The sequence below is a fragment of the Pseudonocardia sp. NPDC046786 genome (assembly GCF_040645415.1).
Lineage (GTDB): Bacteria > Actinomycetota > Actinomycetes > Mycobacteriales > Pseudonocardiaceae > Pseudonocardia > Pseudonocardia kongjuensis.
The window spans coordinates 72,075-95,317 of the sequence record NZ_JBEYYF010000005.1 but is presented as its reverse complement, the minus strand read 5'-3'; the positions used below and the strand labels follow the sequence as shown (position 1 = coordinate 95,317).

Here is a 23,243-nt window from a genome sequence, read left to right as displayed (position 1 = left end):
CTGTCGTCGGGGTGTCCGATCTCGCCGCGGCCTTCGAGACGCACCGGCCGCATCTGGTCGGCGTCGGCTACCGGATCACCGGGAGCCTCGCCGACGCCGAGGACGCCGCCCAGGAGGCGTGGCTGCGGCTGTCCCGGCTGCCCGATCCCGGCGCGGTCCGTGATCTGCGCGGCTGGCTGACCACCGCCGTCGCCCGGCTCTGCCTGGACCGGCTCCGGTCGGCCGCCGCCCGCCGCGAGCAGCACGTCGGCCCGTGGCTGCCGGAACCGGTCGTCGGCGGGGCCGATCCCGCGCTGGACGCCGTGCTGCAGGCCGACGACGTCCGGATGGCCGCGATGCTGGTGCTCGAACGGCTCTCCCCCGACCAGCGGGTCGCGTTCGTCCTGCACGAGGCGCTCGACCTGCCGTTCGCCGAGATCGCCGGGGTGCTCGGCTGCACCGAGGCCACCGCCCGGCAGCGGGCGTCGCGGGCCCGTCAGGTGCTCGCCGACGCACCCGTTCCGCCACCGGTCCCGGACGCCGAGGCCGCCCGCGTCCTGGCCCGCTTCGGCGCCGCACTGGCCACCGGCGACGCCCGCGCCGTCGCCGAGGTGCTGCACCCGGACGTCGTGTTCGTCTCCGACGGCGGCGGTGCCGTCCGGGCCGCCCTGCACCCGGTGCACGGCCCGGCGAAGGTGGCCCGGCTGCTGGTCGGGCTGGCCGGCCGCGGCGACCTGCCCGCCCGGCTGCGCCCGGCGACGGTCAACGGCACCCCCGGCTGGCTGCTGCCCGGCCCGGACGGCGACCCGCCCGCGGCGGCCGCCGCCGTCGCGGTGCGGGACGGCCGGATCGTCGCGATCTACGGCGTGCTGGACCCGTCCAAGCTCCGGTGACCGGCCGGGACCGCACACGCCGCGTCGAACCCCTGGTCGGTGATGCCGAGCGCGTGGTTCGCCCGGGCCCGCATGTTCTCGACCGCGATCATCTGGGTCAGCTCGACGAGCCCGGCCCGGCCGAACTCCCGTTCGAGCTCGGCCACCTGGTCGTCGGTGACGGTCATCGGCTGGGCGGTCATCGCGTCGGCGTAGCCGATCGCGAGCCGCTCCGCCGGGCTGAAGTGCGGACTGGTCGGGTACTCGTCGATGTGCCTGAGCCGGTCGACGTCCAGGCCGGAGTGCCGCTGCAGCATGGTGCCGAAGTCGACGCACCAGGAGCAGCCGACGACGGTCGCCGTCCGGTAGACGGCGATCTCCCGGACGCCCGCCGGCAGCAGGGTCGCCGCCCGCTCCCAGCCGAGCTCGCTGACCATCGACGCCCAGAACAGCCGGCGATGGTGCCGGGCGACGGCGAACGGCTCGGGCACGGACCCGTAGCGGCGGCGGGCGATGCGGTAGGCGAGACGGCCGAGCGGGCCTGCGTCGGCGTCGGTGACGGCGGGGATGCGGGGCACGGGAACCTCCCGGGTTCGTGCGGACGGGTCACCAGTGGGACGGGACGGGCCGGCGATTCGTGACGGCCGCGCTCGTGACCTGTGTCATGACGCGGTCCGGCGCCGGACGCGGCCGACGGCCCGAGCGCCGCCCGACCGGCGGCGCGAAACGCCTGCACGACACGGTTGCGCGCGGCTGCGCGAGCGGTCCCGGCGCAGCTGCGCGCACGGTCCGTGTGCGACCGGGCGGCCGGCGTGACGAATCCCCCGGCGTGTCCGGCGCGGTCCCGGCGTTCGCGATCGCGATCATCGTCGGGTGCGTGCTCGGGTCGATGTCGTCGCGGTGCTGGCGGCGGTTCTGGTGCTGGCCGGGTGTGGTGCCCCCGGATCATTCGTGGATGTCTGGGCCGCCGGGCCCGGCACTCCGACCGTGGACACCGAGATCACCGACCCGGACGGCCCGCACGGCACGGCCCGGTGGGCTCCCGCCGGCGAGGCGGACGCGGCGGGTGGCGCGGTCCGGGCGGGCAGGTCGGGCGAGACCGACGGCACCGAGGCGGCCGGGAACGCCCTCGCCGTGCTCGGGACCCTCGAGGTCAAAGGCCGCGCACCGAAGACCGGGTACGCCCGCACCGAGTTCGGCCGCCGCTGGGCCGACATCGACCGGGACGGCTGCGACCAGCGCAACCAGGTGCTCGCCCGGGACATGGACCGGGAGACGTTCAAGGCGGGGACGAACGACTGCGTGGTGCTGACCGGCACCCTGCGCGACGCCTACACCGGGCAGACGATCTCGTTCACCCGCGGCCAGGGCACCAGCGAGCGGGTGCAGATCGACCACGTCGTCGCACTGTCGGACGCCTGGCAGAAGGGCGCCCAGCAGCTGGACGCCACCGCCCGCCAGCACATCGGCAACGACCCGCTGAACCTGATCGCCGTCGACGGCCCCACGAACAGCCGCAAGGGCGACGGCGACGCCGCCACCTGGCTCCCGCCGGACACCGGCTACCGGTGCGCCTACGTCGCGCGGCAGGTCGCGGTGAAGGCCAGGTACGACCTGTGGGTCACCGCCGCCGAGCGGGACGCCATTGCCCGGGTGCTGGGCAGCTGCCCGGACCGTTCGGTCCCGACCGACGCCGACGCGATGCTCCCGGCGGTCAGCCTGCGCTGAGCGCCGCCGGGTGGCGGCCCGGTCCGCACACCGGTAGAAGCGGAGGCGTGCAGCCGGACGACGACGTCTTCGTGCCCTACGGCACGACGCACTGGACGGCGCTGACGATCGGCGCGGCGGTCGCCGTGCTGCTGGTGCTCGCCGGGCAGCGGATGCGCGGGACCGCCGCCCAGGTCACCACCGGCCGGGTGTTCGCGCTGGTGATCGTCGGCGTCCAGCTGTCGATGCAGGTCCGGCGGCTCCTCCCGGAGAACTGGGACCTCTACACCTCGCTGCCGCTGCAGCTCAGCGACCTCAGCTGGGTGGCCGCGGCGTACGCGCTGTGGACGCACCGCTGGTGGGCCTGCGCGCTGACCTACTACTGGGGCCTGACGCTCACCCCGCAGGCCCTCCTCACCCCGGCGCTGGACTCGCCGGACTTCCCGCGCATCGAGTTCCTGGACTTCTGGGCGCTGCACCTGTTCGTCACCTGGGCGGCGGTCTACCTGACCTGGGGCGTCGGGATCCGGCCGACCTGGCGCGGCATGCGCGCGACCGTCGCGGCGACCGTCGGCTGGGCGGTCGTGGCGTTCAGCGTGAACTCCTCGCTCGGGACCAACTACGGGTTCCTCGACCACAAGCCGTCGAACCCGTCGCTGCTCGACCTGCTGGGCCCGTGGCCGTGGTACCTGCTCGTGGAGTTCACGCTGGTGGTGGCCGGGTGGTGCCTGATCACCTGGCCGTGGACGCGCAGCCGGCAACGGGCGGACACCCGCGCCGGCTGATCCCGGCGGGTCAGGCCGCCGCGGGTTCCTCGGCCGGCACCGCCCGGCGGGGGAACAGCAGCGCCGTGACCACCAGGGTCGCCAGTGCCGCGGGCAGCGACACCACGACCGAGTTCAGCTCCGACGCCCGGCCCGACACCTCCCACGCGACGGTCACCGCGCCCCGACCACGATCGTCGCGATCGCCGACACGGTGCGGCCCGGCGCCAGAACAGCGCCGCCAGGATCACCGGGGTCAGCGCCGCGCCGTACATCGTGTAGGCGTACATCCGGAGTTCGAGCACGGTCGGGAAGAACTGGACCATCACGAAGGCCAGCACCGCGAGCAGCAGCACCGACAACTGCCCGACGGCGACCCCGAGCCGTCCCCCCGCGCGCTCGGGCCTGCCCAGGAAGACCAGGTCGTAGACGACGTTCGCCGAGCTGGTGAGCAGATGGGACGAGCCGGTCGTGACGATCAGCGCGAACTCCCCGACCAGCAGCAGCCCACCGACGACCGGTGGCGTGAGGTCCCCGCCGGCGAGCGCGAGCACCGCGGTATCCGCCTCGATGCCCGGCAGCAGGAGGCTCCCGCCGAGGACGACGACGTCGGTGGCGAACAGGTAGACCAGGCACACGAACAGGCCGAGGACGACGAGCGCCGAGGCAGCGCATCGGTCGAGGCGACCGACTTCAGACCGCCGGACATCGACAGGACGGTGACCAGCACGGCGGCGACCACCGCTCCCTGGGTATGCGAGACCGGCACCATCAGCGAGATGATGTAGCCCGCGCCGGTGAACTGGTACGCCGTGATGCCGACGAACGCGATGATGATCATGACCGTGCCGATGCAGCGCGCCGCCGCCCCGTAGCGGTCCTGGAACAGCTCCGGCACTGGTGACCTACGACCGGCTCGAGGCCGAAGGCGCCCGGCACGGTCTGCCCGTCGCGTCCCAGCGCAAGATCGGCCAGGTGCTCGCGGGCGGTCTCGACGCGCTGCGGCTGGCCACCGAGGGCGGGGTGAACGTCGTGTTCGGCACCGACCTGCTCGGCGAGATGCAGCAGCACCAGTCCACCGAGTTCAGCATCCGGGCCCGGTGGTGTCCTCGGCCGAGGTGGCGCGCTCGGCGACGACGACGGCCGCCCGGCTGCTGCGCGCCGAGGGTGAGATCGGGGTGGCCGCCCCCGGCGCGCACGCGGACTGCTGGTCGTCGACGGGGACCCGCTCGACGACGTCACCGTGCTGGCCGATCCGGCGCCCGCCCTGCACACGGTCCTCAAGGGGGCGCCCGGTCGTTGACGACGCCGGGATCGCCGGGAACGTCTGAGCACCGGCGGCCGGTCCACCGCGCCGGCAGCTCAGGCCGCTCGGCGGCACGGGGCACCTACCGGCATGCCCTCCGATGCCAGGCGACGGCCTGCTGATCGGTGAGCAGCGCGACCTGGTCGAGCACCACCCGCAGCCGGGCCCGGTCGTCCGGCGCGACGGCCCAGTCCTCGGCGCGGACCGGGTCGAGCCCGGCCGGCCCGCGCGCGACCAGCGTGGCGACCAGCTCGTGCAGCAGCTCGCGCTGCCGGGCCTGCATGGCCAGCCGCTGCGGGTCGCTCATCACGTACCGGGTGGCGAGCTCCTTGAGCAGCACCACCTCGGCCTGCGCCTCGACCGGCACGACCAGGTCGGCGCGGTGCCGGGCGAGCGGCGCGTCGCCGTGGGCGTCGAGGGTGGCGTCGGTGGCGGCGAGCGCGAACCGGCCGACCAGCTCGCTGGTCATCCGCTTCATGGCGACCAGGTCGTCGCCGCCCGCGGTGCGCACGTCGAAGCCGTGCACGGCGCGGACCACGGGCAGCGCGTTCAGCTGCGCGGCCGCCTCGGCGCAGGCCGCGGCGTCGGTGCCGAACCGGCGGGCGGCCTCCGCGGCGAGCGCCTCCCGCTCGGACCGCGAGGACAGCACGGCCAGGTCCATCCGGCCGGCCAGCACCGCGTCCTCGACGTCGTGCACCGAGTAGGCGACGTCGTCGGCCCAGTCCATGACCTGCGCCTCCATACAGCGCGCACCGGGCCGGGCGCCGAGCCGCACCCATTCCAGGGCGGGCAGGTCGTCAGCATAGGCGCCGAACTTGCGCTCGGCGCCGCGCCGGGCCCACGGGTACTTCGTGGCGGCGTCCAGGGTCGCCCGGGTCAGGTTGAGCCCGCCGGGGCCGCGCCCGTCCGACGAGCGGGCCTTGGGCTCCAGCCGGGTCACGATCCGCAGCGTCTGCGCGTTGCCCTCGAACCCGCCGCAGGCGGCGCCCGCCTCGTCGAGCGCGCGCTCGCCGTTGTGCCCGAACGGCGGATGGCCGATGTCGTGGGCGAGCCCGGCGGCGTCGACGACGTCCGGATCGAGGCCGAGCTCCTCGGCGATGCCGCGGCCGATCTGGGCGACCTCCAGCGAGTGCGTCAGCCGGGTGCGTGGGATGCCGGTGACCTCGGCGCCCTCCCCCGGCCCGACGACCTGGGTCTTCCCGGCGAGCCGGCGCAGCGCCGCCGAGTGCAGCACCCGGGCGCGGTCCCGGGAGAACGGGCTGCGCCGCTCCACCCGGCCGCGCTCCCCCAGGCCGGATCCCTTGGGCGGCTCGGGATGACGCCGCTCGGCGTCGGCCGGGGTGTACCCGGGGGACGGCGCGGCACCGGGCCTGGCCGCCGACGAGATCCCCTGCGGCCCGGCCGGCCCGGCCCGCTCAGCCGGCCCGGGCAGCACGGACGGCCCGGGTGTCCCGGACAGCTCCGGCAGCTCGGCCACGGCCTCAGCCCTGCCCGGAGCTCGCCGTGTCGACCGAGGCGTGGGTCAGCGCGTAGAACAGCAGCGCCCCGGTCTCCCGGTAGATGTAGCGCAGCTGGGTCTCCCGGGTCTGCACGATCGGCCCGCTGCGGGTCGGCGACGTCCACGCCTCCAGCCCGGCGTCCCGCGCCATCGTGCGGGCCCGCAGGCTGTGCCACGGGTCGGACACCAGCAGCGCCGACGACCAGCCCTGCGACCGGGCGCTCGCGGCGACCGCCTGCAGGCTGCCGAGGGTGTCCGCGCCCTCCGGCACCGCCTCCACCGCCGACGCCGGGACCCCGCGGGCGACCAGCCAGTCCCGGCTGGCCTCGGCCTCGGTGTAGCGGTCGCCGGTGCGACCGCCGCCGACCGTGACGATCCGCGGGGCGACGCCGTCGGCGTAGAGCTGGGCGGCGTGCCGCAGCCGGGCGGCGAGGACCGCGCTCGGCTCCCCGTTGTACTGGGCGGCCCCCAGCACGACGACCGCGTCGACCGGGCGCTGGTCGTCGACCCGGGCGACCTGCCAGACCCGCAGCGCGGTCACGCCGACGACGGCGATCAGCATCACCAGCCCGCCGACCAGCAGCCGGGCCCCCCAGGTCGTCCCGGTCCGGACCGGGCGGCGGGCGGGGGCCGGGCGGCCGCGGGCCGGTCCGCCGGGCGCCACCGGTGCCGCGCCGCCGAGGCCACGGCGGGAGGAGGCTGCGCTCATCCGCCGATCCGTCCGGTCGAGCCCGCCAGCGCCGCCGCCGATCGGCCGGCCCGCAGCGCGATCACCTGCGCGACGATCGACACCGCCGTCTCGGCCGGGGTGCGGGCGCCCAGGTCCAGCCCGACCGGGCCGTGGATCGCGGCGAAGCCGGCGTCGTCGACACCGGCCGCGGCCAGCCGCTCCCGGCGGGCGGCCTGGGTGCGGCGGGAACCGAGCGCGCCGAGGAAGCCGCGGCCGTGCGCCAGTCCCTCGAGCAGGATCGCGTCGAACGCCGGGGAGTGGTCGAGCAGGACCAGCACATCGGCGTCGGTGAAGGCGGCGACCGCGGCCTGCGCGTCGGCCACCGTGGTGACGGTGCGCGCCGACCAGCCGAGCAGCCCGGCCTGCGCGTGCAGCGCGGCGCCCAGCGCACCCTCGCCGACCACCAGCACCGACGGCACCGGCACCCACACGTCGACCAGCACCGGGGTGCCCGCGGCATCGCTCCGCTCGGTGGCGGTGGCGCCGCGGCGCAGCAGCGCGCGGGCCGCGGCGGTGGCCGCCTCGTCGACCGCGGGCGCGCCCAGCGACCCGTGCCCGGTCGCCAGGTCGGGCCCGGTCAGCACCAGCGCGGAGGTGCCGTCGAGGGTGGACAGCAGGGCCGCGGGGCGGGCCGCCTCCAGCGCCTCGCCGAGTGCCGCGGCCGGGCCGGGCGGCAGCGGGTGCCCGAGCAGGGTGGCGCCGCCGGCGCAGGCCAGCCCGGCTTCCAGCGCGGAGGACTCGGCGACCCGGGTGTCGCGAACCGCCGCCGCACCCGCGGCCGCCTCGGCGGCCAGCGGACCGGCCGCGTCGTCCAGCGCGCCGAGGTAGAGCAGGCCGGCCAGCTCGCCGGCCGGGGTGCCGGCCAGCAGCTGGCCGGACTCGACCGAGCCGAAGCCGTGCCGCTCCAGCACCCGGACCACGCCGATCCCGGCCGATCCGGCGGCCGCCCACCGGCTCAGGGCGGCGCCGAGCGCGCGGCGCGGATCGGCGGGGGGCTGGGACGGACCGGTGCTCACGGCCGCCAGGGTAGCGACGGGGACCGACAGGTTCCGGAGGGGAGCGCGGCCGGCCGCGCCGGGGACCTTCCGGGGCCGCCGCCGGGGTCGCAGTTCCGGATCACAGGGCCGGGTCGCAGGGCCGGGTCACAGGGCCGGGTCACAGTTCGGAGACACGTGAGGAGGCCGACACGACGAGTGCGGCGCGGAACCGTACTATTCCGGCACGCGTTGTACGCGTCGACGACACATCCGATCGCGAGTCAGGAGTCATGGACCCCAGCGACAGTCCCGGCGCCGTCCGGCATACACCCGGACGGCGACCCCGCATCGCCCTCGTTCCCGCCCGTACCCACGGGCCCGACCGCCGGGCGGTGACGCTCCGGTGATCGGCACGATCCTCGGAATCCTGCTCGGCATCCTGGTGGTCCTGGCGATCACCGCACTCACCGGCTACTTCGTGGCGCAGGAATTCGGCTACATGGCCGTCGACCGCTCCCGGCTCAAGGCCAAGGCGGCCGAGGGCGACACCGGAGCGATCCGCGCACTCGACATCACCCGGCGCACCTCGTTCATGCTGTCCGGCGCCCAGCTCGGCATCACCGTGACCGGCCTGCTGGTCGGTTACGTCGCCGAGCCGCTGATCGGCAACGGCATCGGCGAGCTGCTCGGCGTGGTCAACGTGCCGAGCGGCATCGGCGTCGCGATCGGCATCACGTTCGCGCTGCTGCTCTCCACCGTCGTCCAGATGGTCTTCGGCGAGCTGTTCCCGAAGAACCTGGCGATCGCCCGGCCGGAGCCCGTGGCGCGCTGGCTGGCGCTGTCCACGAAGACCTACCTGGCGATCTTCGGCTGGATCATCAAGCTGTTCGACGCCGCGTCCAACCTGCTGCTGCGCGCGCTGCGAATCGAGCCGGTGCACGACGTCGAGCACTCGGCCACCCCGCGCGACCTGGAAGCGATCATCGACGACTCCCGCGACTCGGGCGATCTCGCCCCGGAGTTCGCGGTCCTGCTGGACCGGGTCGTCGACTTCACCGACCGGACGGCGCGGGCCGCGATGATCCCGCGGCCGCGGGTGTCCTGGGTGCGCGACGACGCCACCGTGGAGAGCCTGATCGGCCAGATGGCCGTCCAGCACTCCCGCTACCCGGTGCTCGGAACGCCGCCCGACGCGGCCGACCCGGACAACGCGATGGAGCTGGTCGGCGTCGTCTGCCTCAAGGACGTGCTGGCGCTGTCCGAGCGCACCGACCTGGGTGGCCGCGGCGCGGCCGACGTCCTGGTATCGGAGCTGATGCGGGCGCCGGTGCTGGTGCCGTCCTCGCTGCCGCTGCCGCAGGTGATGGCCCGGCTGCGAGAGGAGGGCGAGGAGCTCGCCTGCGTGCTCGACGAGTACGGCGGCCTGGCCGGCGTCATCACCGTCGAGGACGTGGCCGAGGAGCTGGTCGGCGAGATCACCGACGAGCACGACCAGGCGGGCACCGACCAGGCCCGGCAGGCCGAGGACGGCTGGGTGGTGCCGGGCGACCGGCACGTCGACGAGGTCGGCAGGCTGATCGACGCCGAGCTGCCCGAGGGCGACTACCAGACCGTCGGCGGCCTGGTGATGGCCGAGCTGCAGCGGCTCCCGGAGCCGGGTGACGAGATCGTCATCATGATCCCGGCCGAGAGCCCCGACGACCCGCCCCGGGCGCTGCGGATCAGCGTCCAGGAGGTGGACCGGAGGGTCCCGTCCACGGTGCACCTGGTGTGGACCGAGCCCGCCGGGGCCGATGAGCAGGAGGTGCGGGCATGAGCGTCACCTCGATCGTCGTCTCCATCGCCCTGGTCGGGCTGAGCGCGTTCTTCGTGGCGGTGGAGTTCGCACTCGTCGCCGCCCGGAACTACCGGCTGGAGGAGGCCGCGCAGACCTCGGCGTCGGCGCGCGCCGCACTGCGCAGCGCGAAGGACCTGTCGCTGCTGCTGGCCGGCTCCCAGCTGGGCATCACGCTGTGCACGCTGGGGCTCGGTGCGGTCGCGAAACCGGCCGTCGACTACGCCCTGCGGCCGGTGTTGGAGGGATGGGGGCTGGCCTCCGGCATCGCCGCGGTCGTGTCGTTCATCCTGTCGCTGATCGTGGTCACCTTCGTCCACCTGGTGGTGGGCGAGATGGCGCCGAAGTCCTGGGCGATCTCGCACCCGGAGCGTTCGGCGATCATGCTGGCGATCCCGATGCGCGGCTTCATGGTGCTGACCCGGCCGATCCTGGTGCTGCTCAACGGCCTGGCGAACCGCTGCCTGCGGGCGGTCGGCGTCGAACCGGTCGACGAGATGGCCTCCGGCCGCAACGCCGACGACCTGCGCGAGCTGGTCGACCACTCGGCGAAGACCGGTGCGCTGGACCGGGAGCGGCGTGACCAGCTGGTCACCGCACTGGAGCTGGAGCGGACGCCGCTGAGCGAGCTGGCGCACGAGCCCTCCGGGGTGGCGGCCGACGACGACGTCAGCACCGTCCAGGAGACCGCCCGGCGGACCGGCCACCTGCGGCTGATCGTCCGGGACGGGGACACCCCGATCGGCTACGTGCATGTGCGGGACACGCTGACCCGCGAGCCCGGCACCCGGGCCCGCGAGCTGATGCGGCCCGTCCTCACGCTCCCGGCGGACACCCGCTACAACGCGGCGGTGAACACGATGCGCGAGCAGCGTGCACACCTGGCGCTGGTGGAGTCCGACGGCGACCTGATCGGCATCATCACGCTGTCCGACCTGGTGGAGCGGCTGCTGCCCGAGCCGGTGTAGCACCGGCGGCACGCAGATCGGCCCCCGCCCGTGGCCCCGGGCGGGGGCCGATCCGTGCTGTGCGGGGCCGGTCAGCAGCCGAGCAGCCGGGTGGCGAGGTAGGTCTCGACCTGGTCCAGCGCGACCCGCTCCTGGGCCATCGAGTCCCGCTCCCGGATGGTCACGGCCTGGTCGGTCAGGGTGTCGAAGTCGACCGTGATGCAGAACGGCGTGCCGATCTCGTCCTGCCTGCGGTAGCGGCGGCCGATCGCGCCGGCGTCGTCGAAGTCGACGTTCCAGCTCTTCCGCAGCTGCGCCGCGAGGTCGCGGGCCTTCGGCGACAGCTCCGCGTTGCGCGAGAGCGGCAGCACCGCGGCCTTCACCGGGGCGAGCCTGCGGTCCAGCTTCAGCACGACGCGCTTGTCCACGCCGCCCTTGGCGTTGGGCGCCTCGTCCTCGGTGTAGGCCTCGATCAGGAAGGCCATCATCGACCGTCCGACGCCGGCCGCGGGCTCGATCACGTACGGCCGGTAGCGGGTGTCGGTGGCCTGGTCGTAGAACGACAGGTCCACGCCCGAGTGATTCGAGTGCGTCGTCAGGTCGAAGTCGGTGCGGTTCGCGATGCCCTCGAGCTCGCCCCACTCCTGGCCGGTGAAGTTGAACCGGTACTCGATGTCGACGGTGCGCTTCGAGTAGTGGGAGAGCTTCTCCTTCGGGTGCTCGTACTGCCGCAGGTTCGCACCGTCGATGCCCAGGTCGGTGTACCAGCGGGTGCGCTCGTCGATCCAGTACTGGTGGATCTCCTCGTCCTGCCCCGGCTCGACGAAGTACTCCATCTCCATCTGCTCGAACTCGCGGGTCCGGAAGATGAAGTTGCCCGGGGTGATCTCGTTGCGGAAGCTCTTGCCGATCTGGCCGATGCCGAACGGCGGCTTCTTGCGCGAGGTCGTCTGCACGTTCAGGAAGTTGACGAAGATGCCCTGGGCGGTCTCCGGACGCAGGTAGGCCATGCCCTCCTCGGACTCCACCGGGCCGAGGAAGGTCTTCAGCATCATGTTGAACTCGCGCGGCGCGGTGAACTGGCCGCGGGTGCCGCAGTTCGGGCAGGGCACCTCGGACAGGTCGTTCGGGTCGGCGGCCTCCGGGTCGCGGCCCTTGCGCTCGGCGAACTCCTCGGCGAGCTGGTCGGCGCGGTAGCGCTTGTGGCACGACGTGCACTCGACCAGCGGGTCGGTGAACGCGTTGACGTGCCCGGAGGCGACCCAGGTCTGCCGCGGCAGGATCACCGACGAGTCCAGGCCGACGACGTCGTCGCGGCCGGTGACCATGGTCTTCCACCACTGGCGCTTGATGTTGTCCTTGAGCTCGACGCCGAGCGGACCGTAGTCCCACGCCGACCGGGTACCGCCGTAGATCTCCCCGGAGGCGAAGACGAATCCGCGACGCTTGGTCAGCGCGACGATGGTCTCGATCTTGGCGGAGGTCGGCTTGCTGGCCACTGGCGGTACTCCAGGTCCGGGATTCGGGAATGCCCACCCGCGGATTCGCAAGGTGGGTTCTACAGATTACCGGCCCCGCATGACCCGATTCCGGCCGCCCGGCTCAGCCGAGCAGCGAGGGGTGGTGGACGGCGGACGCGCCCGGAGCCACCGACAGCAGGGTCTCGAGCGTCGACTCGGTCGTGGTGTCGGCCTCGGCCAGCAGCGGGTGCACGTGCTCGCGGACCGGGAACGGCCCGAGCGCCCGCCGGTAGGCGTCGACCGAGTCGAAACGGACCGTCAGCACCCACTGCTGCCGGTCCTCGATCGCCCGGCCCGCCTCGCCGCCCCGGCAGCCCGGCTGGGCGGCGAGCAGCTCCAGGGCGCGGGCGGTGCGCGCGGTGAAACGGGGGGCCTCGTCGGGCGACACGGTGAACCGGCAGACCAGCAGCACGGCGCGACGATAACGAACACGCCTACCATGTCGGGTGCGGCCGGCTGGGCTCGATCAGCGCCGGGGGTGTGGCCGCCATCTCCGGGGACGGGACGGAACCACGATGTCTGCCGCAGCGGAGACCACCCGGACCCCGGGGTCGGACGAGCACGCCGGGGAGCACCACCCCGCGCCGGCTCCCGGCCCGGTCCGCGATCCGCGCACCCTCGCGGCGGCCGGGGACCTGCTGCGCGCGCTGGCGGCGCCGGTGCGGATCGCGATCGTCCTGCAGCTCCTGGAGCACGCGCGCTGCGTGCACGACCTGGTCGACGCGCTGGGCGTCACCCAGCCGCTGATCAGCCAGCACCTGCGGGTGCTGAAGTCGGCGGGTGTGGTCGAAGGTGAGCGCAAGGGCCGGGAGGTGCTCTACTCCCTGGTGGACGACCATCTCGCCCACATCGTGGTGGACGCGGTGGCGCACGTGGAGGAGGACTCGTGAGCGATCAGGCGGTGCAGGACGGGGTGGAACAGGCCGAGCGGGCCGAGCGCTCGACGGCCGGTCCGCGCGGCATCCGGGCGACCCGGCAGCGGGCGGCGGTGATCGCGCTGCTGGACCGGATCGAGGACTTCCGGTCCGCCCAGGAGATCCACGAGGAGCTCCGCCGCACCGGCGAGGGCATCGGCCTGACGACGGTGTACCGGACCCTGCAGACCCTCGCCGAGGGCGGCGAGGTCGACGTGCTGCGGACCGGCTCCGGCGAGGCCGTCTACCGGCGCTGCGCCAGCGAGCACCACCACCATCACCTCGTCTGCCGGCGGTGCGGCGCCGCGGTGGAGATCGAGGGGCCCGCCGTGGAGTCGTGGGCGCAGTCGATCGCCGAGCAGCACGGCTTCACCGACCTGTCGCACACCCTGGAGATCTTCGGGCTGTGCCGAGCGTGCTCGGCGGCCCGCGGCTGATCCCTCAGCGATCGCAGCCCGGCAGCCCGGGCCGCTCCCCCAGCCCGAACGGATCCAGCGGTCGCGGGTCCGGGGTGGGCGTCCAGCGGCCGTCGATGATCGCGTAGGTCCACTGCGGGCCGCTGCGGGCCAGCCGGCCGAGGGCGTCCACCAGCCGGTCGACGTCGGACCCGGTGCTGCGCAGGCCGAGCGAGGCGCGGACCGCGTCGTCGCCGTCGTTGCAGCGGGCGAGCAGCGGGTGCGCACAGAACCGGCCGTCCCGCACGCCGATGCCGTGCTCCGCGGACAGCGCGGCCGCGACCAGCCCTGCCGGGCGATCGCCGAGGGTGAACGAGACGGTCGCGGTCCGGTCCGGCGCGTCGTCGAAGATCGACAGCGTGCGCAGGCCGGGCACTGAGGCGAGCCCGGCGTGCAACCGCATGGCGAGCGCCCGCTCGTGCGCGGGCAGCTCGTCGTCGATCACCGGCTCCAGCGCGCGGCAGGCCGCCGCCAGCGCGGCCGCGCCGAGCACGTTCGGCGTGCCGCCCTCGTGCCGCTGCGGCGCGGGCAGCCAGGCCACCTCGGTGCGGTCCGCGGCGACCGCCACCGACCGCACGGCGCCGCCACCGGCGAGGTGCGGCTCGGCGGCGTCCAGCCAGTCCCGGCGCCCGACCAGCACACCGGCCCCGAACGGCGCGTAGATCTTGTGCCCGGACAGCGCCAGGTAGTCGGCTCCCCAGCCGGCCAGGTCGAGCCTGCGGTGCGGAGCGAGCTGAGCGGCGTCCACGCAGACCCGGGCACCGGCGGCGTGCGCGATCGCCACGACGTCGGCGATCGGCAGCAGCTCACCGGTCACGTTCGACGCCCCGGTGACGGCGACCAGCGCGGCGTCCGGGCGGGCGGTGAGCTCGGCGCGCAGCGCGTCCAGGGTGTCGACGATCGTGCGGCCGGCCCGGACGACCCGGTGCTCGCCGTGCCGCCAGGCCAGCAGCGTCGCGTGGTGCTCCAGGTCCAGCGTCACCACCGGCCCCGGCACCGCGCGGGCGAGCAGGCCGAGCGCGTCGGTGGTGTTGCGGGTGAACACCACGGCGTCGCCGGGCCGGGCGCGGACGAAGCGGGCGACGTCGGCGCGCGCGTTCTCCAGCAACGACGTGCAGACCCGCGAGGTGTAGCCGGCACCCCGGTGCACGCTGCCGTGGTAGGGCAGCACCTGCGCGACGTGCGCGGTGACCGCGGCCAGCGCGGGCGTCGAGGCGGCCGAGTCGAGATCGCAGTACCGGACCGGCCCGCCGTCGACCAGCGGCACGGTGAGATCGGCGCCGGTGACCGCGGGGAGCGCGGCGGCGGGGCGGGTGGTGTCGTGAAGCAGGGCAGCGGTCATGTCCGTCCTCCGGATCACAAGGATCCGGGGCAGCCGTGCTGCGGGTGCCGGATCCGCGCTTGCCGGCGCGGGTGTCGCGACGGCCCGGTCATCACCCGGGGCACCCCACCGCGGAGGAGGGTTGCCGGCCAGCAAGCCGGGGCTTCGCGCTGGCACTCGTGACCTTTCGGTGCACGAGGCTAGCACCGGCCGCCGGATCGGAGGCACGGTGGCCGCCCGGAGAGGCACAGGTCACAGAACGTCTCATAACGCGACACCGTGCCGCGGCAGCCGCCGATACGGTGATCCACCGGAGGTGGGGTCGACGATGACCGACACGCACGACGACGGCGCACCCGGCGACGGTGCCCACGCGGCACCGACCACGGTGCGGCGGATCGACGTCCCGGAGTCCGGCGAGCTGGCACAGCTCGCGGCGGTCTTCGAGGACCTGCAGTACGTGCTGCGCTGCTGTGAGCACCTGGTGACCGCGCTCGGCGGGCCGGAGTCCGGCCCGGTCCGGGTGGACGCCGACCCAGCGCTGGTCGAGGCGCTGTGGACGGGGGCGGTGATCGGCTACGTCCGCTGCTTCTCCGGCCGCACCAAGACCCTCACCAAGGCCGACCTGGAGAAGCTGGAGCTCGACGGCGACGTCGGCGACTTCCACGAGATGGTGGTCAAGCTGCGCGATCACTACGCGTCGCGGCACGTGAACCCGCGCGAGTCGTACTCGATCGGGGTCGCCCAGTCGAACGACGGCACCCCGCGCGGCGTCGCGATCGTCTCCACTCCGCGGCCGCTGGTCGACGAGACCACGGTCCGCCTGCTCGGCCGGGTCGCCTACGGGCTGTCCGGGCTGGTCGACGCCCGGATGACGAAGTCGCAGAACGACGTGCTCGGCGTCGCCCACGACATGACACCCGCCCAGCTCTCGGCGTTGCCGCCGGTCCATCTCGCCGGCGAGGCGGAGGCCGCCGGACCGGCCGACGGGGGGAGCCCCTCCACCGGGTGACGCCCGCGGTGCATGGATCGCCGCACACCGGTAACCCTCCTGTCGACGAGCACGATCACCGACGAGGAGGCAGTCCACAGATGACGACCCGCACGACCACCCCTGACGCCGTCCACACCGCGCTGGACGGCGTCACGTTCCCGGCCGGCAAGGACGAGCTCGCCGCCGGGGCGGAGCGCAACGGCGCCGACGCCGCGACCGTCGAGGCGATCCGGGCAGTCCCGGCCGCGGTCTACGGCTCGGTCGCGGACGTCGTCGCCGCGGTCGACACCGCCGACGAGTCGCGGGAGGAGACCGAGCAGCTGCGGGCCCAGCGGCGCGCCCGGCACACCCACCCGGGCCTGTCCGAGGCGACCAAGGACGTCGACCCGGTCAACCCGATCGCCGAGGAGCTCGGCACCAACCGCAAGCGGTGAGGACGGGGCCGGGCCGGGCGACCGGCCCGGCCGTCCACGAGTTCAGTCGTCCACGAGTTCTGTGCGCATGCTCGACGCCGACGACACGACCAGCATCAGCAGCGTGCCCATCGGCGCCTCGGCCAGGCCGGACGCCGGGAACGCGTAGCGCAGCGTCACGTCCCAGCCGCGCTCGCCGCGCACCACCCGCGGGGTCCCGAACAGACCCTCCCCCACGCCGAGACCGACCCGCGACGGCACGTCCGGATCGGCCAGGTCCCACGCCACCACGCAGGTGATGTTGAGGACCGGCAGGCCCTCCTCCAGCTCGGTGCCCTGCACGACGCACAGCACGCCGCCGTGCGCGAAGGTCAGGGCCCCGTCGTCGTCGACGACGACGTCGTGGAACCGCTCGAGGGCCGCCCGGGCCGTCCCGAGCATCCCGGTGATCACCGCGTCGGTCACTGGCTCCGTACCCCGTCCGCCGTGCCGGCGTTGTCCTGCGCCCCGCCGAACCGTCGGTCGCGGCGGGCGTAGATCTCGATCGCCTGCCAGATGTGCCGGCGGTCGAAGTCCGGGAACAGCGTGTCCAGGAAGACCATCTCGGCGTACGCGCTCTGCCAGAGCAGGAAGTTCGACGTCCGCTGCTCCCCCGACGACCGCACGAACAGGTCGACGTCGGGCATGTCCGGCTCGTCCAGGTGCCGGGCCAGCATCCGTTCGTCGATCTTGTCCGGGTTGATCCGCCCCTCGGCGGCGAGCCGGGCGATCTGCCGGACCGAGTCGACGATCTCCGCCCGGCCGCCGTAGTTCACGCACATCGTGAGGTTCAGGACGTCGTTGTGCCGGGTCCGCTGCTCGGCGACCTCGAGTTCCTTGATCACCGACCGCCACAGCCGGGGCCGCCTGCCCGCCCAGCGGACCCGCACGCCCATCGCGTCCATCTCGTCCACCCGGCGGCGGATCACGTCCCGGTTGAAGCCCATCAGGAAGCGGACCTCGTCCGGGCTGCGCCGCCAGTTCTCGGTGGAGAACGCGTACGCCGACAGCCAGCCGACACCCATCTCGATGCAGCCGCGGGCGACGTCCATCAGCGATGCCTCGCCGCGCTTGTGGCCCTCCGTGCGGGGCAGGCCGCGGGCGTTCGCCCAGCGGCCGTTGCCGTCCATCACGAGGGCGACGTGGCGCGGCACCAGCGCCGCCGGGATCGCCGGGGGCCGCGCGCCGGACGGGTGCGGTGGGGGAGGCTGGAACGGCACGTCCTGCACCCTACGTCGGCCCCCGGGACGGCTCAGATCCGGAACTGCTCGTCCGGTTCCTCGCGCACCGGCCAGGCCGGCACCTCCGAGTCCTCCAGCCGCTCCACGGTCTCCCGCAGCTCCCGCATCCCGCGGTGGCCGCGGGCCCGGTCGACCTCGGACAGCGGCTCACTGTCCTCCGGGCGGATCACCGGCAGCATCGGGATCGCCGGCCAGGCGCCGTCCTCGGTGCGGGCCCGGACCTGGCGCATCGCCCGCGTCGGACCGTCCGGCGGGGACTCGGGCAGCAGCTCGGTCCGCAGCGGGATGAGCTGGGTGGGTGCGACCGGCAGCCGCTGGGTCGCGGCGGCGAGCCGGCGGGTGCGCTCGGTCGCGGCCGCGTCGTCCCGACCGTCCCGGCCGTCCCGGGTATGGGGTGGTGGGGTCACGTGCGCCTCTCCGTCGGATCCGATCGGTCAGCTTCGATCACGGGAGCGTAACGAGCGGCGGAGCGGGGTTGCCCGGCGGAAGCCTGGATCACCCGGTGGAGTCGGCGGATGTCGCGCGATGCGCGACCGGCGGTCCACCGTCGGTCGGCCGGGCACCGGCCGGACCGTTCGACGCCGCCGGGATGCCTTCCGGCGGGCGCTGCGGCGCAACCGGATCCGGCCCGGGACGGGTCCGGGGCCTGCGGTCCACCAGCGGCAACGAACGGAGCTGCCGCTCCAGGTGCCACTGCAGGTGGGCCGCGACCAGGCCGCTGGCCTCGCGGCGGGTCGGGTCGGCCGAGGCGTCGGCGACCGTCCAGTCACCGTGCAGCAGCGCCTCCAGCAGCGTGACCGTCTCGGCGGCCGGGGTGACCGACCCGGGTGGACGGCAGCGCGGGCAGACCATCCCGCCGCCGGCGACGGTGAACGCCCGGTGCGGTCCCGGTGTGGCGCAGCGCGCGCAGTCCGACAGCGACGGCGCCCAGCCGGCGTGGCTCATCGCGCGCAGCAGGAATGCGTCCAGCACCAGCACCGGTTCACGCAGGCCGTCGGCCAGCGCCCGGGTCGCGCCGAGCAGCAGCAGGTACACCCGCAGCGACGGCTCCCCCTCCTCGGAGACCAGCCGGTCGGCGGTCTCCAGGATCGCGCAGCCGCACGAGTACGCCGACCAGTCGGCGACGATCGCCGGGGCGAACGCGTCGACGGTCTGGGCCTGGGTGACGACGTCGAGCGTGCGGCCGGTGTAGCACTGCACGTCGACGTGGTTGAACGGCTCCAGCCGCGCCCCCCAGCGCGACCGGGTGCGGCGCACACCCTTGGCGACCACCCGGATCTTCCCGCGCTGCCGGGTGAGCATCGTGACGATCCGGTCGGCCTCGCCGAGCTTCTGCACGCGCAACACGATCCCGGTGTCGCGGTACAGCTGGGCCATGCACCCAGCGTAGGCGCTGCCCCGCGGCCCGGCGCGCAGGCTCGGCTCAGAAGCCGAGCTTGCGCAGCTGCTTGGGGTCGCGCTGCCAGTTCTCCGCGATCTTCACGTGCAGGTCGAGATAGATCTTCGTGCCGAGCAGCCGCTCGATCTGCCGCCGGGCGTCCGAACCGACCTGCTTGAGCCGGGCACCGCCGCGGCCGATCACGATCCCCTTCTGGCTGGACCGCTCGACCCAGACGATCGCGTGGATCTCCAGCAGGTTCGCCTTCTCGATGGTCTCCTCGACCGTGACCGCGATCGAGTGCGGCAGCTCGTCCCGCACCCCCTCCAGGGCTGCCTCCCGGATGAGCTCGGCGACCAGGGTCTCCTCCGGCTCGTCGGTGAGGTCGCCGTCCGGGTAGAGCTGCGGGCCCTCCGGCAGCTGCGCGACCAGCAGATCGGAGAGCAGCGACACCTGGAACCCGGACTGCGCCGAGGTCGGGACGACCTCGGTGAAGTCCATCAGCCCGGAGACCTCGGCCAGCCGCTCCGCCACCTGTTCCGGCGGTGCCAGGTCGGTCTTGGTGACGACCGCGATCACCGGGGTGTGCGCGGCGACCTTGCGCAGCTCCTCGGCGATGAACCGGTCGCCGCGTCCGACCTTCTCGTTCGCCGGGACGCAGAACCCGACGACGTCGACCTCCGCCCAGGTCTCGCGCACCACGTCGTTCAGCCGGGAGCCGAGCAGGGTCCGCGGCCGGTGCAGACCGGGCGTGTCGACCAGGACGATCTGGGCGTCCTCGCGGTGCACGATGCCGCGGATCGCGTGCCGGGTGGTCTGCGGCCGGCTGGAGGTGATCGCGACCTTCCGGCCGACCAGCGCGTTGGTCAGCGTCGACTTGCCGGCGTTCGGCCTGCCCACGAAGCAGGCGAAGCCGGACCGGAAACCCTCCGGGGAAGTCGGGAGCGTCACGCGGCGGCACCCAGCCGGCCGAGGATCTCCCGGCCGATCGGCAGGGCCGCGGTCGCCGCCGGGGACGGCGCGTTGAGCACGTGCAGGATGGACCCGGCCGCGCCGGCGCCGTCCGGGCCGGGCTGGTCGAGGAACAGGAAGTCGTCGACCAGGGTGCCGTCGGCCTTCACCGCCTGCGCCCGGACGCCGGCGCCGGCCGGGTGCAGGTCCTCCGCGGTCACGTCGGGAAGCATCCGCTGGATCTGGCGGACCATCGCCCGGCGGGACAGCGACCGCTGCACCTCGCCGATGCCGTAGCGCCAGTGCTTGCGGGCGATCCGGATCATGCCGGGGTAGGTGAGGGTGCCGAGCAGCTCGGCGGGCCGGATCGTGCGCCAGTCGTAGCCCTCCCTGGCCATCGCCAGTACGGCGTTCGGCCCGGCGTGCACGTGGCCGTCGATGCCGCGGGTGGCGTGCACCCCGAGGAACGGGAACTCCGGATCGGGCACCGGGTAGATCAGGCCGCGGACCAGCGACGCGGCCCGCTCGGAGAACCCGGAGTACTCGCCGCGGAACGGGACGATGCGCACGCCCGGATCGGCGCCGGCCAGGGTGGCCAGCTCGTCGCAGCGCAGGCCGCCGCAGACCACCACCCGCTTTCCGAGCAGGTCGCCCTGCGAGGTCCGGACCACCACGTCGGACGGGCGCCGGGCGAATCCGGTGACGGCCCGGCCCAGGTGCACCTCGCCGCCCGCCTTCTCCACCAGCTCGCCCAGCTTCTCGGCGATCGCGCGGTAGTCGCAGATGCCGGTGGAGGGCACCCACAGCGCGGCGAGGCCGCGGACGTCCGGCTCGTAGGTCTTCATCCCGTGCTCGTCGAGCCGGTGGTTCTCCACCCCGTTCGCGTCGCCGCGGCGGGCCAGCTCGTCGAGCCGGGGCAGCTCGGCGGGCTCGGTCGCCACGACCAGCTTCCCGCACACCTGGTGCGGCAGGTCGTGCTCCCGGCAGAACGCGACCGTCTCCGCGCACCCGGCGACCGCGAGCCGGGCCTTGTAGCCGCCGGGCGCGTAGTACAGACCGGAGTGGATGACGTTCGAGTTGTTGCCGGTCTGGTGGTTCGCCAGCCGGGGCTCCCGCTCGACGACGGCGACCGACAGCCCGGCGGCGGTCGCGGCGAACGCGGTGGCCAGGCCGACGATGCCGCCGCCGACGACCACCAGGTCGTAGGACGGTGTCGGGGGCAGCCCGGCATCGGCCGGGATCGCCCCCGGGGCGCCGTCGCGGTCGCTTCCAGCCATCGGTTCCTCCTCCGGTCCCGCGGCGGGCGGGGCCGTTGTGCTGCTCGTCCGCACGGCCGGTCCGGGCCGTGCCGGGGTGCTACGCCCGGTCGGCGCGGACCGCGCCGCTGTGCTCCGCCGGGTCGCCCGCGGCCGGGTCGGGCCCGTCGTCGGCCCGCGCGGGCGTGGTCTCGTCGTCTGCCACCGGTTCGAGCGGGCTGACCAGCACCGATGTGATCCGGATCCGGCCGCGGGCGTCCTTGCCGCCCTCGCCCTCCAGGCGGAGCAGGCCCTCCACCTCGGCTACCGCGCCGGGCAGCGGCACCTTGCCCAGGCGCTGGGCGAGCAGGCCGCCGACGGTGTCGACGTCGGCCGTCTCCAGCGCCCGGCGCAGCTCCTCCTCCCGTGGGGTGCCGCGGAAGCGCCCGGCGAACAGCTCCTCCAGGTCCTCGACCGGCAGCCGGGAGGCCACCCGGAACGCGCCGTCGTCGACCTCGGCGACCTCGGGGATCTCCTCGGTGTCGTACTCGTCGGTGATCTCCCCGACGATCTCCTCGAGGATGTCCTCGATCGTCACCACACCGGCCGTGCCGCCGTATTCGTCGACGACGACGGCCATGTGGTTGCGGGTGCGCTGCATCTCGCGCATCAGCTCGTCGCTGCGCTTGGAGTCGGGCACGAACGCGGCCGGCCGGAGGATCTCGGGCAGCGACTTCTGCGGGGCGCCGCGGAACTGCGCGTCGTCCCGGGCCCGGACCAGGTCCTTGAGGTACGCGACGCCGATCACGTCGTCGATGCCCTCACCGAGCACCGGGATCCGCGAGTAGCCGCTCTTGAGGGCCAGCCGGAGCACCTTGTCGACCGGGGTGTCGCGCTCGGCCCAGACCACGTCGGGCCGCGGCACCATGATCTCCCGGACCGGGGTCTCCCCCAGGTCGAACACCGAGTGGATCATCTTGCGCTCGCCCTCGTCGACCACGCCCCGGTTGCTGGCCATGTCGACGAGCTCGCGCAGCTCGACCTCGGTGGAGAACGGCCCGTCCCGGAAGCCGGGGCCGGGGGTGATCGCGTTGCCGAGCAGGATCAGCAGCTTCGCCAGCGGGGACAGCACGGTGCCGAGCGCCCGGATCGGCGCCGCGAGCAGCAGCCCGATCCGGTACGGGTGCTGGCGGCCGAGCGTGCGCGGGCCCACCCCGACCAGCACATAGCTCGCGATCACCATGATCACCCCGGTCAGCAGGAGGCCGATCCACGGCGCGGAGAACAGCGGCGCGAGCGCGACCGCGAGCAGGATGACGGCGACGGTCTCGCAGGTCACCCGCAGCAGCATCAGCAGGTTGACGTGCCGCGGCCGGTCCGCGACGACCGCCGACAGCGCGTTGCCGCCGGCCCGGCCGCTGCGCACGACCGCCTCGACCCGGGCCCGCGAGATCGACATCAGGGCCGAATCGGCGGCCGCGAACACCCCGGCCAGCAGAACGAGAAGAAGTGTGGCGACGATCAGCCAGACGGTGGTCACTGGTCCTCCGGAGCCGCGTGATCAGGGTCGGACGGTACGGTCACCGGCCCGTTTCCTCCTCGAAACCGGCGGCGCCGAGCAGCCGGTCGTCGCTGCGGCGCTGGGCCTCCCGGGCCCGCAGCTGGGCCCGGTCGTCACGCCAGCGGACCAGCAGCCGGTTCTGCAGCGCGAACATCTCACGCTCGTCCTCCGGTTCGAGATGGTCGTAGCCGAGCAGGTGCAGGATGCCGTGCACGGTCAGCAGGTGCAGCTCGTCGGCCAGGGTGTGGCCCGCCTTGCGGGCCTGGTCCCTGGCGAACGCCGGGCACAGCACGACGTCGCCGAGCAGGGCGGGGCCGAGATCCGGCGCATCGGGGCGCCGGCCGTCCTCGGCGAGCGAGTCCATCGGGAAGGCCATCACGTCGGTGGGGCCGGGCTCCTCCATCCAGCGGACGTGGAGCTCCTCCATCGTGTCCAGGCCGACCGCGGTGACCGCCAGCTCGGCGGCCGGGTTCACCTTCATCGCGTCCAACGCGTACCGGGCGACCGACACGATCTGTGCCTCGTCGATCGCGATCCCGGACTCGTTGACGACCTCGATGCTCACCCGTGTCGCCCCGTCCCCACCCGTCTCGTCCGTCTGGTTCCC

27 protein-coding genes, 2 pseudogenes and 1 riboswitch are annotated in these 23,243 nt (G+C 74.2%); of the genes and pseudogenes, 9 read left to right on the top strand and 20 right to left on the bottom strand.

The genetic code is table 11. The features are described 5' to 3' along the window. The first annotated feature begins 11 nt into the window (after positions 1-11). On the top strand, positions 12-872 hold the full coding sequence (sigJ, locus tag ABZ881_RS07845; protein ID WP_358482721.1) for an RNA polymerase sigma factor SigJ: 861 nt from the start codon (positions 12-14) through the stop codon (positions 870-872). Here sigJ and ABZ881_RS07840 read toward each other — a convergent pair. Beyond that, the gene (locus ABZ881_RS07840; protein WP_358482720.1) at positions 839-1,429 is read right to left on the bottom strand and encodes a carboxymuconolactone decarboxylase family protein; all 591 of its coding nucleotides are present in this window, start codon (positions 1,427-1,429) and stop codon (positions 839-841) included. The two genes, sigJ and ABZ881_RS07840, sit on opposite strands and share 34 nt — an antisense overlap. A 295-nt stretch (positions 1,430-1,724) precedes the next feature. Between ABZ881_RS07840 and ABZ881_RS07835 the strand changes: the two genes are divergently transcribed. Both ABZ881_RS07835 and ABZ881_RS07830 read left to right on the top strand, forming a co-directional pair. Next, positions 1,725-2,579 carry an HNH endonuclease family protein gene (locus ABZ881_RS07835; protein ID WP_358482719.1) on the top strand — a complete coding sequence of 285 codons (855 nt, stop codon included), beginning with the start codon at positions 1,725-1,727 and terminating at the stop codon, positions 2,577-2,579. Between the two features lie 47 nt (positions 2,580-2,626). Continuing rightward, positions 2,627-3,343: a TIGR02206 family membrane protein gene (locus ABZ881_RS07830; RefSeq protein ID WP_358482717.1), complete on the top strand. Its 717-nt coding sequence runs from the start codon at positions 2,627-2,629 to the stop codon at positions 3,341-3,343. Positions 3,344-3,353: 10 nt separating this feature from the next. On the opposite strand, the gene ABZ881_RS07825 is transcribed toward ABZ881_RS07830, so the two are convergent. From ABZ881_RS07825 to ABZ881_RS07790, 8 genes and pseudogenes are all read right to left on the bottom strand, one after another. Beyond that, complete coding sequence (locus ABZ881_RS07825) at positions 3,354-3,500, bottom strand: hypothetical protein (RefSeq protein WP_358483112.1); 147 nt, start codon at positions 3,498-3,500, stop codon at positions 3,354-3,356. 100 nt (positions 3,501-3,600) lie between these two features. After that, positions 3,601-3,960 (bottom strand): annotated as a pseudogene (locus ABZ881_RS07820) (hypothetical protein); the annotation flags it as partial. 90 nt (positions 3,961-4,050) lie between these two features. Further along, positions 4,051-4,163 (bottom strand): annotated as a pseudogene (locus tag ABZ881_RS07815) (hypothetical protein); the annotation flags it as partial. Continuing rightward, on the bottom strand, positions 4,160-4,393 hold the full coding sequence (locus ABZ881_RS07810) for a hypothetical protein (protein ID WP_358483110.1): 234 nt from the start codon (positions 4,391-4,393) through the stop codon (positions 4,160-4,162). The pseudogene ABZ881_RS07815 and the gene ABZ881_RS07810, both read right to left, overlap by 4 nt. A gap of 13 nt (positions 4,394-4,406) precedes the next feature. Beyond that, a complete protein-coding gene (locus tag ABZ881_RS07805; RefSeq protein WP_358482715.1) occupies positions 4,407-4,595 on the bottom strand; it encodes a hypothetical protein in 189 nt (62 codons plus the stop codon). A 115-nt stretch (positions 4,596-4,710) separates the two neighbouring features. Beyond that, entirely contained in the window at positions 4,711-6,015 is a 1,305-nt protein-coding gene (locus ABZ881_RS07800) for a deoxyguanosinetriphosphate triphosphohydrolase (RefSeq protein ID WP_358483101.1), read from the bottom strand. 94 nt (positions 6,016-6,109) lie between these two features. Beyond that, positions 6,110-6,688, bottom strand: a complete 579-nt coding sequence (locus tag ABZ881_RS07795) for a YdcF family protein (protein WP_358483098.1) — start codon at positions 6,686-6,688, stop codon at positions 6,110-6,112. A gap of 143 nt (positions 6,689-6,831) precedes the next feature. Continuing rightward, positions 6,832-7,872, bottom strand: a complete 1,041-nt coding sequence (locus ABZ881_RS07790; RefSeq protein WP_358482714.1) for an XdhC family protein — start codon at positions 7,870-7,872, stop codon at positions 6,832-6,834. 364 nt (positions 7,873-8,236) lie between these two features. On the opposite strand from ABZ881_RS07790, the gene ABZ881_RS07785 reads away from it, so the two are divergent. Further along, the gene (locus tag ABZ881_RS07785; protein WP_358482712.1) at positions 8,237-9,649 is read left to right on the top strand and encodes a hemolysin family protein; all 1,413 of its coding nucleotides are present in this window, start codon (positions 8,237-8,239) and stop codon (positions 9,647-9,649) included. Next, a complete protein-coding gene (locus ABZ881_RS07780; RefSeq protein ID WP_358482711.1) occupies positions 9,646-10,635 on the top strand; it encodes a hemolysin family protein in 990 nt (329 codons plus the stop codon). The genes ABZ881_RS07785 and ABZ881_RS07780 overlap by 4 nt, the downstream gene beginning before the upstream one ends. 71 nt (positions 10,636-10,706) lie before the next feature. Here the strand turns inward: ABZ881_RS07780 and ABZ881_RS07775 are convergent, their stop codons facing one another. Both ABZ881_RS07775 and ABZ881_RS07770 read right to left on the bottom strand, forming a co-directional pair. Then, a complete protein-coding gene (locus ABZ881_RS07775; RefSeq protein ID WP_344020162.1) occupies positions 10,707-12,113 on the bottom strand; it encodes a glycine--tRNA ligase in 1,407 nt (468 codons plus the stop codon). 103 nt (positions 12,114-12,216) lie between these two features. Beyond that, entirely contained in the window at positions 12,217-12,546 is a 330-nt protein-coding gene (locus ABZ881_RS07770) for an antibiotic biosynthesis monooxygenase family protein (RefSeq protein WP_358482708.1), read from the bottom strand. 103 nt (positions 12,547-12,649) lie between these two features. Here ABZ881_RS07770 and ABZ881_RS07765 point away from each other — a divergent pair, with 103 nt between their 5' ends. Together ABZ881_RS07765 and ABZ881_RS07760 are read left to right on the top strand one after the other, a co-directional pair. Then, positions 12,650-13,024, top strand: a complete 375-nt coding sequence (locus ABZ881_RS07765) for a metalloregulator ArsR/SmtB family transcription factor (protein WP_344020166.1) — start codon at positions 12,650-12,652, stop codon at positions 13,022-13,024. Positions 13,025-13,047: 23 nt separating this feature from the next. Beyond that, on the top strand, positions 13,048-13,485 hold the full coding sequence (locus tag ABZ881_RS07760; RefSeq protein ID WP_358483096.1) for a Fur family transcriptional regulator: 438 nt from the start codon (positions 13,048-13,050) through the stop codon (positions 13,483-13,485). Positions 13,486-13,489: 4 nt separating this feature from the next. On the opposite strand, the gene ABZ881_RS07755 is transcribed toward ABZ881_RS07760, so the two are convergent. Beyond that, on the bottom strand, positions 13,490-14,845 hold the full coding sequence (locus ABZ881_RS07755) for an aminotransferase class V-fold PLP-dependent enzyme (RefSeq protein WP_358482707.1): 1,356 nt from the start codon (positions 14,843-14,845) through the stop codon (positions 13,490-13,492). A 50-nt stretch (positions 14,846-14,895) separates the two neighbouring features. After that, a riboswitch (SAM riboswitch) is annotated at positions 14,896-15,009 on the bottom strand. Positions 15,010-15,152: 143 nt separating this feature from the next. Between ABZ881_RS07755 and ABZ881_RS07750 the strand changes: the two genes are divergently transcribed. Further along, positions 15,153-15,836, top strand: a complete 684-nt coding sequence (locus ABZ881_RS07750) for a hypothetical protein (RefSeq protein ID WP_358482705.1) — start codon at positions 15,153-15,155, stop codon at positions 15,834-15,836. An 80-nt stretch (positions 15,837-15,916) separates the two neighbouring features. Beyond that, complete coding sequence (locus tag ABZ881_RS07745) at positions 15,917-16,252, top strand: DUF2795 domain-containing protein (protein ID WP_358482703.1); 336 nt, start codon at positions 15,917-15,919, stop codon at positions 16,250-16,252. A gap of 42 nt (positions 16,253-16,294) precedes the next feature. Here the strand turns inward: ABZ881_RS07745 and ABZ881_RS07740 are convergent, their stop codons facing one another. The 8 genes from ABZ881_RS07740 to ybeY all read right to left on the bottom strand — a co-directional run bounded on the left by ABZ881_RS07740 (position 16,295) and on the right by ybeY (position 23,201). Next, positions 16,295-16,696, bottom strand: a complete 402-nt coding sequence (locus ABZ881_RS07740; protein WP_358482701.1) for a hypothetical protein — start codon at positions 16,694-16,696, stop codon at positions 16,295-16,297. Then, positions 16,693-17,490 carry an isoprenyl transferase gene (locus ABZ881_RS07735; protein ID WP_344020181.1) on the bottom strand — a complete coding sequence of 266 codons (798 nt, stop codon included), beginning with the start codon at positions 17,488-17,490 and terminating at the stop codon, positions 16,693-16,695. The genes ABZ881_RS07740 and ABZ881_RS07735 overlap by 4 nt, the downstream gene beginning before the upstream one ends. Before the next feature lie 32 nt (positions 17,491-17,522). After that, positions 17,523-17,918 carry a hypothetical protein gene (locus ABZ881_RS07730; protein ID WP_344020183.1) on the bottom strand — a complete coding sequence of 132 codons (396 nt, stop codon included), beginning with the start codon at positions 17,916-17,918 and terminating at the stop codon, positions 17,523-17,525. Positions 17,919-18,006: 88 nt separating this feature from the next. Beyond that, positions 18,007-18,888, bottom strand: a complete 882-nt coding sequence (gene recO, locus ABZ881_RS07725; RefSeq protein WP_358482699.1) for a DNA repair protein RecO — start codon at positions 18,886-18,888, stop codon at positions 18,007-18,009. A gap of 46 nt (positions 18,889-18,934) precedes the next feature. Continuing rightward, complete coding sequence (gene era / locus ABZ881_RS07720; RefSeq protein WP_358482697.1) at positions 18,935-19,840, bottom strand: GTPase Era; 906 nt, start codon at positions 19,838-19,840, stop codon at positions 18,935-18,937. After that, positions 19,837-21,117: an L-2-hydroxyglutarate oxidase gene (gene lhgO, locus ABZ881_RS07715; RefSeq protein ID WP_358482696.1), complete on the bottom strand. Its 1,281-nt coding sequence runs from the start codon at positions 21,115-21,117 to the stop codon at positions 19,837-19,839. The genes era and lhgO overlap by 4 nt, the downstream gene beginning before the upstream one ends. Positions 21,118-21,196: 79 nt before the next feature. After that, a complete protein-coding gene (locus tag ABZ881_RS07710) occupies positions 21,197-22,615 on the bottom strand; it encodes a hemolysin family protein (RefSeq protein WP_358482694.1) in 1,419 nt (472 codons plus the stop codon). Between the two features lie 40 nt (positions 22,616-22,655). Continuing rightward, positions 22,656-23,201, bottom strand: coding sequence for an rRNA maturation RNase YbeY (gene ybeY / locus ABZ881_RS07705; RefSeq protein ID WP_344020192.1), 546 nt, complete (start codon positions 23,199-23,201; stop codon positions 22,656-22,658). Positions 23,202-23,243: the final 42 nt, after the last annotated feature.

What these genes read in the sequence shown, in the direction of transcription:
- ABZ881_RS07795 (WP_358483098.1), bottom strand. Translation starts at nt 6,688, where the DNA reads ATGCTGATCGCCGTCGTCGGCGTGACCGCGCTGCGGGTCTGGCAGGTC.
- ABZ881_RS07780 (WP_358482711.1), top strand. Translation starts at nt 9,646, where the DNA reads ATGAGCGTCACCTCGATCGTCGTCTCCATCGCCCTGGTCGGGCTGAGC.
- ABZ881_RS07765 (WP_344020166.1), top strand. Translation starts at nt 12,650, where the DNA reads ATGTCTGCCGCAGCGGAGACCACCCGGACCCCGGGGTCGGACGAGCAC.
- ABZ881_RS07755 (WP_358482707.1), bottom strand. Translation starts at nt 14,845, where the DNA reads ATGACCGCTGCCCTGCTTCACGACACCACCCGCCCCGCCGCCGCGCTC.
- ABZ881_RS07750 (WP_358482705.1), top strand. Translation starts at nt 15,153, where the DNA reads ATGACCGACACGCACGACGACGGCGCACCCGGCGACGGTGCCCACGCG.
- ABZ881_RS07745 (WP_358482703.1), top strand. Translation starts at nt 15,917, where the DNA reads ATGACGACCCGCACGACCACCCCTGACGCCGTCCACACCGCGCTGGAC.
- recO (WP_358482699.1), bottom strand. Translation starts at nt 18,888, where the DNA reads ATGGCCCAGCTGTACCGCGACACCGGGATCGTGTTGCGCGTGCAGAAG.
- lhgO (WP_358482696.1), bottom strand. Translation starts at nt 21,117, where the DNA reads ATGGCTGGAAGCGACCGCGACGGCGCCCCGGGGGCGATCCCGGCCGAT.